Annotated in this window: 15 protein-coding genes; 9 read left to right on the forward strand and 6 right to left on the reverse strand. The window is 68.1% G+C overall.

Going from position 1 to position 14,339, the window contains the following annotated elements; all coding sequences use genetic code 11:
- Window positions 1–15: 15 nt before the first annotated feature.
- Window positions 16–1,437 (reverse strand): M20 family metallopeptidase, encoded by a 1,422-nt coding sequence (locus DID98_RS07225; RefSeq protein WP_124570451.1) that lies wholly within the window; start codon window positions 1,435–1,437, stop codon window positions 16–18.
- Window positions 1,438–1,600: 163 nt separating this feature from the next.
- Between DID98_RS07225 and DID98_RS07230 the strand changes: the two genes are divergently transcribed.
- From DID98_RS07230 to DID98_RS07245, 4 genes are all read left to right on the forward strand, one after another.
- On the forward strand, window positions 1,601–2,554 hold the full coding sequence (locus DID98_RS07230; RefSeq protein ID WP_124485544.1) for a LysR family transcriptional regulator: 954 nt from the start codon (window positions 1,601–1,603) through the stop codon (window positions 2,552–2,554).
- 64 nt (window positions 2,555–2,618) lie between these two features.
- Complete coding sequence (gene mnmH / locus DID98_RS07235; protein WP_124485543.1) at window positions 2,619–3,746, forward strand: tRNA 2-selenouridine(34) synthase MnmH; 1,128 nt, start codon at window positions 2,619–2,621, stop codon at window positions 3,744–3,746.
- Complete coding sequence (locus DID98_RS07240; RefSeq protein ID WP_044843616.1) at window positions 3,743–4,801, forward strand: permease; 1,059 nt, start codon at window positions 3,743–3,745, stop codon at window positions 4,799–4,801. Before mnmH ends, DID98_RS07240 begins: the two co-directional genes overlap by 4 nt.
- Window positions 4,802–5,025: 224 nt before the next feature.
- On the forward strand, window positions 5,026–5,448 hold the full coding sequence (locus DID98_RS07245; protein ID WP_044843615.1) for a hypothetical protein: 423 nt from the start codon (window positions 5,026–5,028) through the stop codon (window positions 5,446–5,448).
- Window positions 5,449–5,498: 50 nt separating this feature from the next.
- Here the strand turns inward: DID98_RS07245 and DID98_RS07250 are convergent, their stop codons facing one another.
- Window positions 5,499–6,332 carry an ABC transporter permease gene (locus tag DID98_RS07250; protein WP_124570452.1) on the reverse strand — a complete coding sequence of 278 codons (834 nt, stop codon included), beginning with the start codon at window positions 6,330–6,332 and terminating at the stop codon, window positions 5,499–5,501.
- A 6-nt stretch (window positions 6,333–6,338) separates the two neighbouring features.
- On the reverse strand, window positions 6,339–7,253 hold the full coding sequence (gene nodI, locus DID98_RS07255) for a nodulation factor ABC transporter ATP-binding protein NodI (RefSeq protein WP_124485542.1): 915 nt from the start codon (window positions 7,251–7,253) through the stop codon (window positions 6,339–6,341).
- A 327-nt stretch (window positions 7,254–7,580) separates the two neighbouring features.
- Between nodI and DID98_RS07260 the strand changes: the two genes are divergently transcribed.
- Complete coding sequence (locus DID98_RS07260) at window positions 7,581–8,078, forward strand: universal stress protein (RefSeq protein WP_044843612.1); 498 nt, start codon at window positions 7,581–7,583, stop codon at window positions 8,076–8,078.
- Between the two features lie 95 nt (window positions 8,079–8,173).
- On the opposite strand, the gene DID98_RS07265 is transcribed toward DID98_RS07260, so the two are convergent.
- Genes DID98_RS07265 through lexA form a run of 3 tightly spaced genes read right to left on the reverse strand, consistent with a single transcriptional unit; the run spans window position 8,174 to window position 9,908 of the window.
- Window positions 8,174–8,866, reverse strand: coding sequence for a DUF2939 domain-containing protein (locus tag DID98_RS07265; protein ID WP_124485541.1), 693 nt, complete (start codon window positions 8,864–8,866; stop codon window positions 8,174–8,176).
- A gap of 29 nt (window positions 8,867–8,895) precedes the next feature.
- Entirely contained in the window at window positions 8,896–9,234 is a 339-nt protein-coding gene (locus tag DID98_RS07270; protein WP_124570453.1) for a hypothetical protein, read from the reverse strand.
- 26 nt (window positions 9,235–9,260) lie between these two features.
- Window positions 9,261–9,908 carry a transcriptional repressor LexA gene (gene lexA / locus DID98_RS07275; protein WP_006754655.1) on the reverse strand — a complete coding sequence of 216 codons (648 nt, stop codon included), beginning with the start codon at window positions 9,906–9,908 and terminating at the stop codon, window positions 9,261–9,263.
- A 264-nt stretch (window positions 9,909–10,172) separates the two neighbouring features.
- Between lexA and DID98_RS07285 the strand changes: the two genes are divergently transcribed.
- From DID98_RS07285 to DID98_RS07300, 4 genes are all read left to right on the forward strand, one after another.
- On the forward strand, window positions 10,173–11,210 hold the full coding sequence (locus tag DID98_RS07285) for a sulfate ABC transporter substrate-binding protein (RefSeq protein WP_124485540.1): 1,038 nt from the start codon (window positions 10,173–10,175) through the stop codon (window positions 11,208–11,210).
- 137 nt (window positions 11,211–11,347) lie between these two features.
- Window positions 11,348–12,247: a sulfate ABC transporter permease subunit CysT gene (gene cysT / locus DID98_RS07290; RefSeq protein WP_044843608.1), complete on the forward strand. Its 900-nt coding sequence runs from the start codon at window positions 11,348–11,350 to the stop codon at window positions 12,245–12,247.
- Entirely contained in the window at window positions 12,244–13,191 is a 948-nt protein-coding gene (cysW, locus tag DID98_RS07295; RefSeq protein WP_044843607.1) for a sulfate ABC transporter permease subunit CysW, read from the forward strand. Before cysT ends, cysW begins: the two co-directional genes overlap by 4 nt.
- A 13-nt stretch (window positions 13,192–13,204) precedes the next feature.
- Complete coding sequence (locus DID98_RS07300; RefSeq protein ID WP_044843606.1) at window positions 13,205–14,263, forward strand: sulfate/molybdate ABC transporter ATP-binding protein; 1,059 nt, start codon at window positions 13,205–13,207, stop codon at window positions 14,261–14,263.
- The last annotated feature ends 76 nt before the right edge of the window (window positions 14,264–14,339 follow it).

Raw genomic sequence — 14,339 nt, forward strand, 5'->3', positions numbered from 1 at the left:
AGGGGGCGAAGCGCGTTACAGGGCGGCGCCGGCCGCGGCGGGTGCCGCGCGGCGAACGGGCGGCGCGGCGTCGCCGAGATCCCAGAAGAGGCCGGCCATCATCTGCAGTCCTTCCCGCACGACGCTCGCAAGCAGGTGCTCGTCGGGCGCGTGCTGCGAGCACGCCGGATACGAGTGCGGCACCCACAGGGTCGGCAGCCCGAGCGTGTCGGCGAACACTTCGTTCGGCAGCGTGCCGCCGAGGTTCGGCAGGATCGCGGGCTTCTTGCCGGTCGTGCGCGCGAGCGACGCGACGGCCCAGCGGACCCACGGATCGTCCGGCGGCAGACGCGTCGCCGGTGCGCCGCGTTCGACGTCGATCTCGATGTCGGCGAAGCCGTGCGCATCCAGATGCGCGCGCAGGTGCGCATGCAGCGCCTCCCAGTCGGTGCCGACCACGAAACGCAGCTGGCAATGGGCATACGCGACGGGTGGAATAGCATTGACCGGATGGTCGGGATTACCGGCCTTGAACGCGAGGATCTCGAACGTATTCCAGCCGAACACGCGCTCGGCGGCAGAGAGGCCCGGCTCACCCCAGTCGGCGTCGAGCGCTGGGTCGCCGGGGCCGCCACCGACGGACAGGTCGGCGAGCGCGGCGCGCACGGCGGCCGGGATCGGCGGCGGGCGCAGCCCCGCGACGCGGATCGCGCCGCGCGCGTCGACGAGGCTTGCGAGCGCATTCGCGAGCACGGTCGCCGGGTTGCGCAGCAGGCCGCCCCAGTTGCCCGAGTGATGGCCGCCGTCGCGGGCGCGCAGGCTGAGCTTGAAGTTGACGGAGCCGCGCGAGCCGAGGAACACGGTGGGGCGTTCGGCGGTGACGCGCGGCCCGTCGGACGCGATCAGCACGTCGGCCGCGAGCGTGTTGCGCTCCTGGCGGCACAGTGCGTCGAGGCCCGGCGACCCCGTTTCCTCGCCCATCTCGATCAGCAGTTTCGCGTTGAAGCCGAGCCGGCCGCCGCGCGCGGCGAGCACGCTCGCCAGCGCGGCCAGGTTGATCGTGTGCTGCCCCTTGTTGTCGGCACTGCCGCGGCCGTACCAGCGATCGCCGTCGACGGTCAGCGTCCACGGCGACAGCGGCGCGCGCCATTGCGCGTCGTAGCCGCGCACGACGTCGCCGTGGCCGTAGATCAGCACGGTCGGCAGTGCGTCGTCCTCGTGGCGCGAGGCCAGCAGGAACGGGCCGCCGCCGTCGGCCGGATTCTCGACGATCCGTGACGTGAAGCCGAGGCGCGCGGCCTCCGGTACGATCTCGTCGGTCAGGTAGGCGCGCAGCGCGGCGCCCGAGCCGCTGTCCTGGCTTTCGGTGCGCAGGCTGACGCGGCGGCTCAGGGTCGTGAAGAACGCGCCCGATTCGAACTGGTTCAGCGCGTGCTGGATGGCGGCGGTACGGCTCAAGACGGTCTCCTGTATCGGTTTTCCGGCGGGCGCGGCGCGCACGACCGGGAGTGCGATCGATTCTAGGAAGCGGTTTTTTTTGTCACAATGATCGAATTTCGAACATTTCTTTGCCGAAAAGGCAAAGCGGAGCGGCCTGGGCGACGGGCCCGGGGACAGAACGATGGCGGCTTTCCTGCATGGTCTTGCGCTGCGGTATTTCGTCGAAGTCGCGCGCACCGGCTCGATCAGCGACGCATCGGCGCGGCTGCACGTGGCCGTCTCGGCGATCAGCCGGCAGATCGCGAAGCTCGAGAGCGAACTCGGCGCGCCGCTGTTCGAGCGCCGGCCGCGCGGGATGGCGCTGTCGGAGGCCGGCGAACGGTTGCTGGGCTTCGCGCAGCGCAGCCTGCTGGAGGCCGAGCACGTGATGAAGGAAATCGGCGGGCTGGAGGCGCTGCACGGCAGCCTGCTGAAGGTCGCCTGCTCGGAAGGGTTCGCGATCGATTTCCTGCCGGGTGCGCTCGCGGGCTTCAAGGCGCGCCACCCGGGCGTCGATTTCTCGGTGTGGGTCGTGTCGCCGGCGGAGGCGACGCGGCGCGTGCGCGACGGCGATGCCGACATCGGGCTGACGTTCAGCCTGGCGCCGGAGCAGGGCGTACGCGTCGAACACACGGAGCGTGCGCCGGTCTTCGCGCTCGTGCGGCGCGACCATCCGCTCGCGGCGCGCGATTCGGTGTCGCTCGCCGATGTCGCCCGGCACCCGCATGTGCTGCCCGAGGCCGGCACGACAGTGCGACAGCTGATCGACATCGCGTGCGTGCTCGACGGGCTCATGCTCGAGCCGGAACTGACCAGCAACAACACCGCGGTGATGTACCGCTACGCGCAGCGTACCGGTGCGGTCATGTTCACCGGGCTGCTGTCGGTACGGGACCGCTTCGACGCGGACGGCTTCGTCGTCGTGCCCGTCACGAACCCCCAGCTGCGCGAGCGCAGCATCCAGGTGCAGACCATGGCGGGGCGCGATCTGCCCGCGTCGGTGCGCGCGTTTCGCGACCATCTGATCGACGTGATGAGCGCCGCGTCGCCGCCGCCGGTTGCCGCGCGCGGCCCGGGACGCCCGGGCGTGAGATAATCGCGAATCCGCCTTCCGTGCCCGTGCGGCTCGCCGAGCCGCATCGCCCCTGTTCGACGCCAAATTGAAGAACCTGATTGTCACCCTCGATCGCGCCGGCGAGTTCGACGAGATCATCGACGTGCGCACGCCGCTCGAGTTCGCCGAGGATCACATCCCCGGCGCGCTGAACGCGCCCGTGCTCAGCAACGAGGAGCGCGTGATCGTCGGCACGATGTACCGTCAGGTGTCGCCGTATGAAGCGACGCGCGTCGGCGCGGCGATGGTCGCACGCAACATCGCGCGCCATCTCGACACCACGTTTGCAGACCGTCCGCGCAACTGGCGGCCGCTGATCTACTGCTGGCGCGGCGGCAAGCGCTCGGGTTCGATGACGACCTGGTTCAACCTGATCGGCTGGCAGGCGCGCCAGCTCGACGGCGGCTACAAGGCGTACCGCCACTCGGTGTGCGCGACGCTCGACACGCTGCCGACGCGGTTTCGCTACATCGCGCTCGTCGGTCATACCGGCTGCGGCAAGACGCGGCTGCTGAACGCGCTACGCGACGAAGGGGCGCAGACGCTCGATCTCGAGGCGCTCGCGCGCCATCGCGGCTCGCTGCTCGGCGCGCTGCCGGGCAAGCCGCAGCCGTCGCAGAAGGGCTTCGATTCGGGGCTCGTCGAGACACTCGGGCGTTTCGACCCCGAATGGCCGGTGTTCGTCGAATCGGAAAGCCGCAGGATCGGGCTCGTGCACCTGCCGATCGCGTTGATCGACGCGTTTCACGCCGGGCCGTGGGTGCAGGTCGAGGCGGCGCACGACGAACGCATCGCGTTTCTCCTTGACGACTATGCCCACCTGTTCGACGAGCCGGCCGCGTTCAAGGCGCAGCTCAATCGGCTGATCGGCCTGCACAGCCGTGACGAGGTGGCGCACTGGCATGCGCTGATCGATGCCGACGCGCGGGCCGAGCTGTTCACCGAACTGATCGACAAGCATTACGATCCCGCCTATGCGCGCACCTACCGCGCCACGTACAACAAGCCGAACCGCGCACTGACGTTCACTTTCCGGCCGAATGCGGCCGACGGGCGCGAGCAGGCGCGCGCGCTGCTCGACGCGCTCGCGCAGGCCGGGCTGCCGGCCTCGCCCGCCGCCGGCGGGGCGGCGCGAGCCGCCACCGACCACAACCCTACGACCACCGCACGATGACGACCACACGCACCCAACCCAGTCCGGCGCTCGGCTGGCTGACCTTCCTGCTGATCGCGGTCGCGGGACTGTTCTACGTGAAATGGTTCCCGTACTACAACAAGGCGTTCGTCGCCGCCGAGCATCATTCGATCGGCCAGTCGATCCTGATGGGCACGTCGGCGAGCGCGCCCGAGCCGTCGCTGAAGGCGGCGCTCGACTACGCATGGGCGTATGGCAAGGCGATCTGGCAGGCCATGGTGCTTGGCCTGCTGCTCGGCTCGGCCGTCCAGGCGCTGCTGCCCGCGCACTGGGTCGCGCGCGTGCTCGGCCGCACGGGCTTCGGCAGTGTCGCCGCGGGCGGCCTGCTGTCGCTGCCGGGCATGATGTGCACGTGCTGCGCGGCGCCGGTCGTCGCGGGCCTGCGTGCGCGGCACGCGTCGCCGGGCGGCGCGGTCGCGTTCTGGCTTGGCAACACGGTGCTGAATCCGGCCGCGCTGGTGTTCATGGGCTTCGTGCTCGGCTGGCACTGGAGCGCGTTGCGGCTCGTGCTCGGCATCGCGATGGTGTTCGGGATCGGCTATCTGCTGAACCGCATCGCGCGTCCGGAGGACCGCAGTATCGACGACGCGCAACTCGCCGCGCTGGTGGCCGAACAGGCTGCCGCCGGCAATCCGTTCGTCCGCTGGATGAAGCTGCTCGCACGCATGGCCGTGCGGCTCGTGCCCGAATACATCGTGCTCGTGCTGCTGCTCGGCGCGGCGCGCGCGTGGCTGTTCCCGCATATCGGCCCGGACATCGGCAACCATCTCGGCTGGATCATCGCGTTCGCGGTCGCGGGGACGTTGTTCGTGATCCCGACGGCCGGTGAAGTGCCGATCATCCAGGCGATGCTGTCGCTCGGCATGGGCGTCGGCCCGGCCGCCGCGCTGCTGATGACGCTGCCGCCGATCAGCGTGCCGTCGCTCGCGATGCTCGCGCGGTCGTTCAAGCCTTACATGCTGGCGATCGTCACGGGCCTCGTCGTCGTGTTCGGGATCGTGAGCGGGCTGCTCGCGATCGCATTCGGGTTCTGACGGACTCGCGGACGGGACGGCGAGCGGGCGCGACGGCCGGACAAGTCCGGCTCGCGTGGCCGATCGAGGCGCGGGGCACGACATGCCCGGCTGCCGGCGACCGGACCCTGCGCGATGGCCGCCGCGGCGGGCGCCGACCGGTCCCGTCGCATGACCGTCGTATTCATCCGGCGCCGCCGCCTCACGCGCGCGGTGCCCTTTACAAGAAGCAAACAGGAAAACGCATGACCCAACCGAAGATTCATCCTCGACTCGAAAAGGCGCTGACGCGTGGCGATCTCGCGATCCGCCAGGCCAATTCCGCGCGGGCGACTGCCGTGCTGAACGCGCTCGGCACGATGATCATCGAGGCCTCCGCCACGATCGGCGTCGAGGCCAGCATCGAGATTCCGCAGGGCGACCGCATCTACGATCCGGTGAACGGCCTGTGGCCGCAGAAGATGCTGGTGTCGTTCGACGGTCCGGTCGACGAAGCCGACGCCGAAGAATTGCGCGCGGTCTATCTGGTTGCCGACGATCCGGGTACGCAGTTCCGCGTCGAATGGCATCGCGCGGACGGCAAGCTCGGCCGCCACGAAGGCGGCCCGCTGGCGACCGTCGCATTCCTGACCGACGTCGAGATTCCGTGGAGCGACGACGACGAGTAACGCCGCCGCCGCTTCGTCGCAGCGAGCCGGCGCGCCGTGCGCGTCGGCCGTCAGCGCATCATGCGCCGCCGGAACAGCCACGCGGAGACGATGAATCCGCCGACCGCATAACCGGCGAGCACCGCGAGATGCAGGCCGGCGTCCGTCGCCGGCCGGCCGAGCATCGCGGGCCGGATCAGTTCGACCGCGTTGGCGAGCGGCAGCACGTGCGCGGCATGCTGCGCGATCGGCGGCAACTGCGTGATCGGGAAGAACACGCCCGACAGCAGCAGCATCGGCGTCAGCACGAGCGTCTGATAGAACATGAAGAAGTCGTAGGACGGCGCGAGCGCGGTGACGATCATCGCGGTGCTCGCGAACGCGAGGCCGGCGAGCACGATCACGGGTAGCGCCGCGAGCATCGACGGAAAGCGCGCATAGCCGAGCAGGCCCGCGACGAGCATGATCGCGACGCCCGACAACAGCGCCTTGCTCGCCGCCCAGACGATCTCCCCGAGCACGATGTCGCCCAGCGCGAGCGGCGTGTGCATGATCGCTTCCCAGGTGCGCTGCACGTGCATCCGCGAGAAGCCCGAATACATCGACTCGAAGCTCGCGGACATCATCACGCTCGAACCGACCGTGCCGGCCGCGAGGAACGCGATATACGACACGCCGTCGACGTGGCCGAGCATCAGGCCGAGCCCGAATCCCAGCCCGAACAGGTAGATCATCGGATCGGCGAGATTGCCGAACAGCGACGCGAGCGCGAGCTTGCGCCACACGAGGTAGTTGCGCCGCCACACGGCGATCCAGTTGGTGGCATTCGCGGGCAGCGCGACTGCGAAGCGTGATTCGCGTGGCGGTGCGGACGGCGCGGCGGGGGAATAGTTGCGTGCGTCCATGATCGATCAGTCCTGCATTTCGCGGCCCGTGAGCCGCAGGAACACGTCTTCCAGATTGGCCGGACGATGCAGATAGCGCAATCCCGTGCGACCCTTGAGCCGGGCGCTGAGCGGCTCGGGATCGCTCACGTAGCAGAACAGCGTCTCGCCGCTGATCTCGGTGCGTTTCGCGAACGGCGTCAGCTCGTCGCGCAGCGCGACCGGGTCCGGCCCGTAGATCTCGATCACGTCGCAGCCGATCTCCGATTCGATCAGCGCATGCGGCGCGCCTTCGGCGATCTTGCGGCCTTCCTCGATCACGCACAGCCGGTCGCACAGGCGCTCGGCTTCCTCCATGAAATGCGTGGTGATCAGGATCGTCTTGCCGCGCGCGAGCAGCGAACGCAAGCGTTCCCACATCAGGTGCCGCGCCTGCGGATCGAGCCCCGTCGTCGGCTCGTCGAGCACCAGCACGTCCGGATCGTTGACGAGCGCGCGCGCAAGCGTCAGGCGGCGCTTCATCCCGCCCGACAGCTCGCCGACCTTCGCATCGGCCTTGTTTTCCAGCTTCGCGAATTCCAGCAGCGGCTGCACCAGCGCGCGTGAAGCCTGCGCCGACATCCCGAAATAGCGGCTGAACACGAGCAGGTTTTCGCGGACCGTGAAGTCGGGGTCGAGGTTGTCGAACTGCGGGACGACGCCGACGCGCTGGCGCGCATGCCGCGCGCGCGACGGAACCGGTTCGCCGCACAGTGAAATGGTGCCGGCGTTGGGATACACGAGGCCGAGCAGCATTTTCAGCGTCGTGGTCTTGCCGGCGCCGTTCGGCCCGAGCAGGCCGTAGCATTCGCCGGCCTGCACGTGGAAGGACAGGCCGTTGACGACGAGCTTGTCGCCATAGCGCTTTTCGACGTTCCGGAAATCGATCGGTGCAACGGACATGGGCAGGTTGTCGTTGTAGGCAGGCGCGGACGCGTTTCGCGGCCGGCCGGATGGGCATGCCGCTCGGCGAACGGATCGGGCGAATGCGTGTCACATGGGCATGACCGGGGCGAACGCACGTCGAGGACACGGACGGGCCATTCTAGTGCATCGGCTGCGTCTCATCAGGGCGCACACGCGCGCGACGGTGCATGCGCGCACGGATCGTGCACCGCATCATCGCCGACGCGCCCCGCGTGGCGAATCAGCGTTTTCCATCCCTTGCGTCCGGAATTGCGGCGCACCATGATGAGTGCATAGGGCACGTTGTCGCGATAGGGAGGTCTCATGGCTAGCTACAACAAGATTCTGCTGTGCTACGACGGCACGCTCGAAGGACGCAAGGCCTTGCGGTGCGGTGCGAATCTCGCGCTGGACCTGAAGGCGGAAACGCATTTGCTGTCGGTCGTCGACATGCGCTCGAGCATCGCGCAAAGCGCGGGGCTGCTGACCGACGTCGCCTGCGGCCGCTTCGAGGAAACCGCGCGCGAGATCCTGCAGGAAGGCGTGAACTGGCTGCGCGAGCGCGGCGTCCAGGCGGAAGGCCATTTTGCGTTCGGTTATCCGATCGACGAAATCGCGAATCTCGCGACCGAGTTGAAGGCCGACCTCGTCGTTGTCGGCCATCGGTGCCGCAGCGGATTGTCGAGATGGTGGATGGGGTCGGGCAATACGCAACTGCTCGATCGCGTGAACTGCAGCATTCTGGTCGCGTGTTCGTCGGCTGAAGAGCAAAAGGCCGAGATCGCGCGCGAACGCGAAGCGGCCACCGCGAGCGGCAAGTGACACAGTGAGATCGTGTGACCGGCCGGGTTGTCCTGCGATCCGCGCCGGTCGCTCGCCATTGCCGCCGCAGCGGCATCGATCCCGATCGCGACCGCTCACGCGTGCAGGTCGATCGCGGACAGCTTCCACGAAAACAGGCCAAAGCGGTGGAAGATCGCCGCATAGCGCGTGCCGTCGGCACTGCGCTGGTAGGTCACGACAAATTCATCGATATTCCGGTAGCCGGCGCTCGTTTGCTGCGGATGGCGCGTGTCGCCCGGGCCGGCTGGCGCGGATGCGGGGGCCGGCGCGGACGCGACCGAGGCATTGCTGCCCGGTACGGGGGTGCTCGCCGGATTGGCCGGCGGTGCGGCCGATGCGCTGCCAGGCGCACCGCCTGACGGCGGGCCCGACCATTCGGGTGGCCGCTCGCCCGGATTACCGCGCGGGGGAATGCCGCTCATCAGCGCCGCGACGCCTTCCGGCGTCGCATACGCATCGACGAGCGGGCCGATCAATGCAGAGCCGATCAGCGCGCCGATCACCGCGAACGGGTTGTCCTTCTTCACCGCGTCGATCCGGTGCATCAACTCTTCCGTGACCTGCTGCTTCAGGCTGATGCGCAGCGACGGAAAATCGACATATTCGCTGACCGATTGCGCATCGCGCGCATCGATCGCCGATTTCAGGCGACCGAGCGCGACATACGGCGATGCGTACGCATAGCCGATCGCCACCAAAACGGCGACGGCCAGCACGACGATCAGCAGGGGCTTGAGCCGCCACGCGCGGCCCGAAGATCCAGTCACGATGCCTCCGATGCGGACAGGTTCCGCAATCAGAGACCGCCGTGCGTGGCCGATCGTTCCTCGTCGATGCAGCGATCGATCATCCGGCACACGGCATCGATCGTCCCGACCATGATCAGGCGCGACCGGCCGTGATAAACGCGCACGGGGGCACGGCGCGCCGGTTCCGTGTGGTGCAGGCCGGCGTTCAGCGAGACCCGTGCGAAGGCGGGAAGCGCTGAGGGCAGCAGCGACGCCTGCCGTTCAACTGCGACTTCTTGGCTCACCACGGGCGCCGCGGCGGACAGCGGCGCGCAGGGCGTGCGGCCGCGCAGGTGACGCAGGCGGCCGAATTGACGGAAAGGCAGCAAACGGGAAAGGCGTTCCATGATGTTCTCCTCAGCGAGACCGATTGTCAGAGTTCGCCCGAGCGGATCAGCCCGACGGCGATGCCTTCCAGCGCGAATTCCGCGCTGCCGGCCTTGACGAAGATGTTTTCGTAATCCGGGTTCTCCGCGATCAGCTCGAGGCCGCCTGGCCGGCGCATCAGGCGCTTGACCGTGACGTCGTCGCCAAGCCGCGCGACGATGATCTGGCCGTCCTTCGCTTCCGTGCGCTTCTGCACGGCGAGGAGGTCGCCGTCGAGAATGCCGGCGTCGCGCATCGACAGGCCGCGCACCTTCAGCAGGTAGTCGGGCTTGCTGGTGAACAGCGCGGGATCGCACGCGTAATGCTGCGAGATGTGCTCCTGCGCGAGGATCGGGCTACCGGCCGCCACCCGGCCGACGAGCGGCAGCGACAGTTGCATCAGGCCGGCATGCGGCAGCGTGAACTGATGGGGGGCGTCGTCGATGCCGAGCAGGCGGATGCCGCGCGACGCGCCGGCGGCCAGCTCGATCACCCCTTTGCGCGCCAGCGCACGGAGGTGTTCCTCGGCCGCATTCGGCGAGCTGAAGCCCAGCTCTGCCGCGATCTCGGCGCGCGTGGGCGGGAAACCGGAGCGCTCGATCGCGCGGCGGATCAAGTCGAACACTTGCTGCTGACGGGCGGTGAGTTTGGTCATGGCTGAACTGTATGGATAGACAGTGAGCTGTATTTTTATACAGTACTTCGCGAATTTCAAGTGTTACTTGAAGTTCGATGCGATCGCGCCGGTTCCGACGTGATTTCGTGACGCCCGGACGCCGGTTCATCTGCCTCTACCGTCCATCCCGTCTGCGTTAGCACTTTTGGGTATTAAAAAATAAGGAACGATTATTTTTAATCATGTAACCCGTTCGCTAGACTGGCCCGACATCGCAATACCGACAACACTGGAGAACCAAGGATGGCGAAGCGCAATACGGGGCTGGTGGGCGGAGTGGGCCGCCTGATCGCAACACTCGCGCTGGGCGCGGCGGCGGCGCTGGGCGTCGCGACGCATGCCCAGGCCGATACGACGTTCCTGAACGTGTCCTACGACCCGACGCGCGAGTTGTACCAGGACTTCAACCAGGCGTTCGGCAAGGCGTGGAAGGCGCAGACGGGCGAGACGGTCAACTTCAAGCAGTCGCACGGCGGCTCGGGCGCGCAGGCGCGCTCGGTGCTCGACGGCCTGCAGGCCGACGTCGTGACGCTGGCGCTCGCCTACGACATCGACGCGATCGCCAACAAGGGGCTCGTCAACAAGGACTGGCAGAAGCGCCTGCCCGACAACGCATCGCCGTACACGTCGACGATCGTGTTCCTGGTGCGCAAGGGCAACCCGAAAGGGATCAAGGACTGGGATGACCTGACCAAGCCGGGCATCTCGATCGTCACGCCGAACCCGAAGACGTCGGGCGGGGCGCGCTGGAACTACCTGGCCGCATGGGCATACGCGGTCCACAAGCCGGGCGGCAACGAGCAGAGCGCGAAGGAATTCGTGACGAAGCTCTACAAGAATGCGGGCGTGCTCGACTCGGGCGCGCGCGGTGCGACGACGAGCTTCGTGCAGCGCGGGATCGGCGACGTGCTGATCGCGTGGGAGAACGAGGCGTTCCTGTCGATCAAGGAATTCGGCACCGACAAGTTCGAGATCGTCGTGCCGTCGGTGAGCATCCTGGCCGAGCCGCCCGTTGCCGTGGTCGACAAGGTGGTCGACAAGAAGGGCACGCGCAAGCTGGCCGAGGCCTACCTGAATTTCCTGTACAGCCCGCAGGGCCAGGAAATCGCGGCGCGCAACTACTACCGTCCGCGTTCGAAGAACGTGCCGGCGGACCTGACGAAGCAGTTTCCGAAGCTGAAGCTGTACACGGTCGACGACACGTTCGGCGGCTGGACGAACGCGCAGAAGACGCATTTCGCGGACGGCGGCGTGTTCGACTCGATCTACAAGCCGCAGTAACACCAGGCAGCAGCAAACCACAACGACAGCGGCGCGCCACGACAGCGCGCCGCATCCCCGACGGCCCGCCGGCGCGACTCCCCGCGCCGGCGTTTGCGTCGGACCCGTGAGCAGCAACGACCCAGCAAGAGCATCCGATGACGACGTACACCTTTCGCAAGCCGAGCGCGCTGCCCGGTTTCGGCGTGACGCTCGGCATCACGGTGGCCTATTTGAGCCTCGTGGTGCTGATTCCGCTCGCCGCCACGTTCCTGAAGACCGCGACGCTGTCGTGGGACCAGTTCGTCACCGCCGTCGCGTCGCCGCGCGTACTCGCGTCGTACCGGCTGACGTTTGCCTCCGCGCTCGGCGGTGCGGTGATCAATGCCGTGTTCGGCTTTCTCGTCGCGTGGGTGCTGGTGCGCTACACGTTCCCGTTCAAGCGGCTCGTCGACGCGATCGTCGACCTGCCGTTCGCGCTGCCGACGTCGGTCGCCGGCATCTCGCTTGCCGCCGTCTACGCGACCAACGGCTGGGTGGGCCAGTATCTCGCGCCGTTCGGCATCAAGATCGCGTTCACGCCGGTCGGCGTGCTGGTGGCGCTGACCTTCATCGGGCTGCCGTTCGTCGTGCGCACCGTGCAGCCCGTGCTCGAGGATTTCGAGCGCGAGCAGGAAGAGGCCGCCGCGTGCCTCGGCGCAACGCGCTGGCTGACGTTCCGCCGCGTCGTGCTGCCGGCCGTGCTGCCCGCGCTGCTCACCGGCTTCGCGCTGGCGTTCGCGCGCGCGCTCGGCGAGTACGGGTCGGTGATCTTCATCGCCGGCAACGTGCCGATGAAATCCGAGATCACGTCGCTGCTGATCATCACGAAGCTCGAGCAGTACGACTACGCGGGCGCGACCGCGCTGGCGGTCGTGATGCTGGTCGTGTCGTTCCTGATGCTGCTGCTCATCAACACGCTGCAGTGGTATCTGCAGCGCCGCACGAGCAAGGGCGCGAGCGGCCCCGCGCCCGCGACCGTCACCGTTGCCGCGACTGCCGCCGGAGGCCAGCAATGAGCCAGGAGTCCACCGCCGTGCTGAACAACCCGTCCGCCGCGCGCGTGCGCGCCGCGAAACAACCGGATCCCGTCAGCGAGCCGCGCGCCGTGCGCTGGCTGCTGATCGGCGTCGCGCTGGCGTTCCTCGCGTTCTTCCTCGTCGTGCCGCTCGCCGCGGTGTTTTTTGAGGCGCTGCGCAAGGGCGTCGGCTTCTATCTCGAATCGCTCGCGGATCCCGACGCATGGTCGGCGATCAAGCTGACGCTGACCGTCGCGGTGATCGCGGTGCCGCTGAACCTCGTGTTCGGCGTGTGCGCGTCGTGGGCGATCGCGAAGTTCGAATTCCGCGGCAAGGCTTTACTGACGACGCTGATCGACCTGCCGTTCTCCGTGTCGCCGGTGATCTCGGGCCTCGTCTACGTGCTGCTGTTCGGTGCGCAGGGCTGGCTCGGGCCGTGGCTGCAGGGCCACGACGTGCAGATCATCTTCGCGGTGCCGGGCATCGTGCTCGCGACGATCTTCGTCACGTTCCCGTTCGTCGCGCGTGAACTGATCCCGCTGATGCAGGCGCAGGGCACCGACGAGGAGGAGGCCGCGCGCGTGCTGGGCGCATCGGGCTGGCAGATCTTCCGGCGCGTGACGCTGCCGAACGTGAAGTGGGGCCTGCTGTACGGCGTGATCCTGTGCAATGCGCGCGCGATGGGCGAGTTCGGCGCGGTGTCGGTCGTGTCCGGCCACATCCGCGGCGTGACCGACACGATGCCGCTGCACGTCGAGATCCTGTACAACGAATACAACTTCGCGGCGGCGTTCGCGGTGGCGTCGGTGCTGGCGCTGCTCGCGCTCGTCACGCTCGCGCTGAAGCTGCTCGCCGAGCGTCACCTCGCCGCCGAACTGGCCGGCGCACGCGATGACGTTCCCGCTCATGCCGGCCCCGCCGCCGCCATTTCGTCGAAATCGTAAAGAGGCAACCAGAATGGGTATCACCGTCCGTCACCTTCAGAAGCGCTTCGGCGATTTCACCGCGCTCGACAACGTGTCGCTCGACTTTCCGCCGGGCGAGCTCGTCGCACTGCTCGGGCCGTCCGGTTGCGGCAAGACCACGCTGCTGCGCGTGATCGCGGGCCTCGAGCACGCGGACGCCGGCCAGGTCGTGCTGCAGGGGCTCGACGTCGCGTCGGTCGGCGCGCGCGAGCGCCAGGTCGGTTTCGTGTTCCAGCATTACGCGCTGTTCCGCCACATGACCGTGTTCGAGAACGTCGCGTTCGGGCTGCGCGTGAAGCCGCGCCGCGAGCGGCCGTCGGAAGCCGTGATCCGCGAGAAAGTGCACGAACTGCTGAAGCTCGTGCAGCTCGACTGGCTTGCGCAGCGCTACCCGTCCGAGCTGTCGGGCGGCCAGCGTCAGCGGATCGCGCTGGCCCGCGCGCTCGCGGTCGAGCCGAAGGTGCTGCTGCTCGACGAGCCGTTCGGCGCGCTCGACGCGAAGGTGCGCAAGGAACTGCGCGGCTGGCTGCGGCGCCTGCACGACGACCTGCACATCTCGACGATCTTCGTCACACACGACCAGGAGGAGGCGCTGGAAGTGGCCGACCGGATCGTCGTGCTGAACCGCGGTCATGTGGAGCAGGTCGGCAGCCCGCAGGACGTCTACGATCATCCGCAAAGCGCGTTCGTCTACGAATTCCTCGGTGCGGCGAACCGGTTGCCGGGCACGGTCGCCGGGCGCGGCTTCGTGGCCGAGGGGGCGGCCGCGCCGATCGCGGTCGACGCCGATTTCGCGGGTCCCGCGAACGCATACGTGCGGCCGCACGACCTGCAGCTGTGGCCGGCCGGCGACGACCATCGCGACGGCATCGCGGTCGACGTGCGCCGCGTGATCCCGCTCGGCGGCTCGGTGCGGGTCGAACTCGAGGCGCGCACGGGCGGCGCACTCGAAGCGGAACTCGATCGCGACGCGTGGCGTGCGCTCGCGCTGCAGGTCGGCGACGGCGCGACGGCCGTGCCGCGCGCGGTCCGCGTGTTTCCCGCGCACTGACGCCCGGACGCGGTAAAGAGAAGAGGGCGGATACCGCTCCGAATCGACATTCAAACAACGACAGCCTAAGAGGCAT

The sequence above is a fragment of the Burkholderia sp. Bp8984 genome, from assembly GCF_003853755.1.
Classification (GTDB): Bacteria; Pseudomonadota; Gammaproteobacteria; order Burkholderiales; family Burkholderiaceae; genus Burkholderia.

Excerpts from the sequence above, each read along its gene's own strand:
- DID98_RS07230 (WP_124485544.1), top strand. The coding sequence starts at position 1,601 with ATGGCGGCTTTCCTGCATGGTCTTGCGCTGCGGTATTTCGTCGAAGTC.
- DID98_RS07240 (WP_044843616.1), top strand. The coding sequence starts at position 3,743 with ATGACGACCACACGCACCCAACCCAGTCCGGCGCTCGGCTGGCTGACC.
- DID98_RS07245 (WP_044843615.1), top strand. The coding sequence starts at position 5,026 with ATGACCCAACCGAAGATTCATCCTCGACTCGAAAAGGCGCTGACGCGT.
- DID98_RS07250 (WP_124570452.1), bottom strand. The coding sequence starts at position 6,332 with ATGGACGCACGCAACTATTCCCCCGCCGCGCCGTCCGCACCGCCACGC.
- nodI (WP_124485542.1), bottom strand. The coding sequence starts at position 7,253 with ATGTCCGTTGCACCGATCGATTTCCGGAACGTCGAAAAGCGCTATGGC.
- DID98_RS07260 (WP_044843612.1), top strand. The coding sequence starts at position 7,581 with ATGGCTAGCTACAACAAGATTCTGCTGTGCTACGACGGCACGCTCGAA.
- DID98_RS07270 (WP_124570453.1), bottom strand. The coding sequence starts at position 9,234 with ATGGAACGCCTTTCCCGTTTGCTGCCTTTCCGTCAATTCGGCCGCCTG.
- lexA (WP_006754655.1), bottom strand. The coding sequence starts at position 9,908 with ATGACCAAACTCACCGCCCGTCAGCAGCAAGTGTTCGACTTGATCCGC.
- DID98_RS07285 (WP_124485540.1), top strand. The coding sequence starts at position 10,173 with ATGGCGAAGCGCAATACGGGGCTGGTGGGCGGAGTGGGCCGCCTGATC.
- cysT (WP_044843608.1), top strand. The coding sequence starts at position 11,348 with ATGACGACGTACACCTTTCGCAAGCCGAGCGCGCTGCCCGGTTTCGGC.
- cysW (WP_044843607.1), top strand. The coding sequence starts at position 12,244 with ATGAGCCAGGAGTCCACCGCCGTGCTGAACAACCCGTCCGCCGCGCGC.
- DID98_RS07300 (WP_044843606.1), top strand. The coding sequence starts at position 13,205 with ATGGGTATCACCGTCCGTCACCTTCAGAAGCGCTTCGGCGATTTCACC.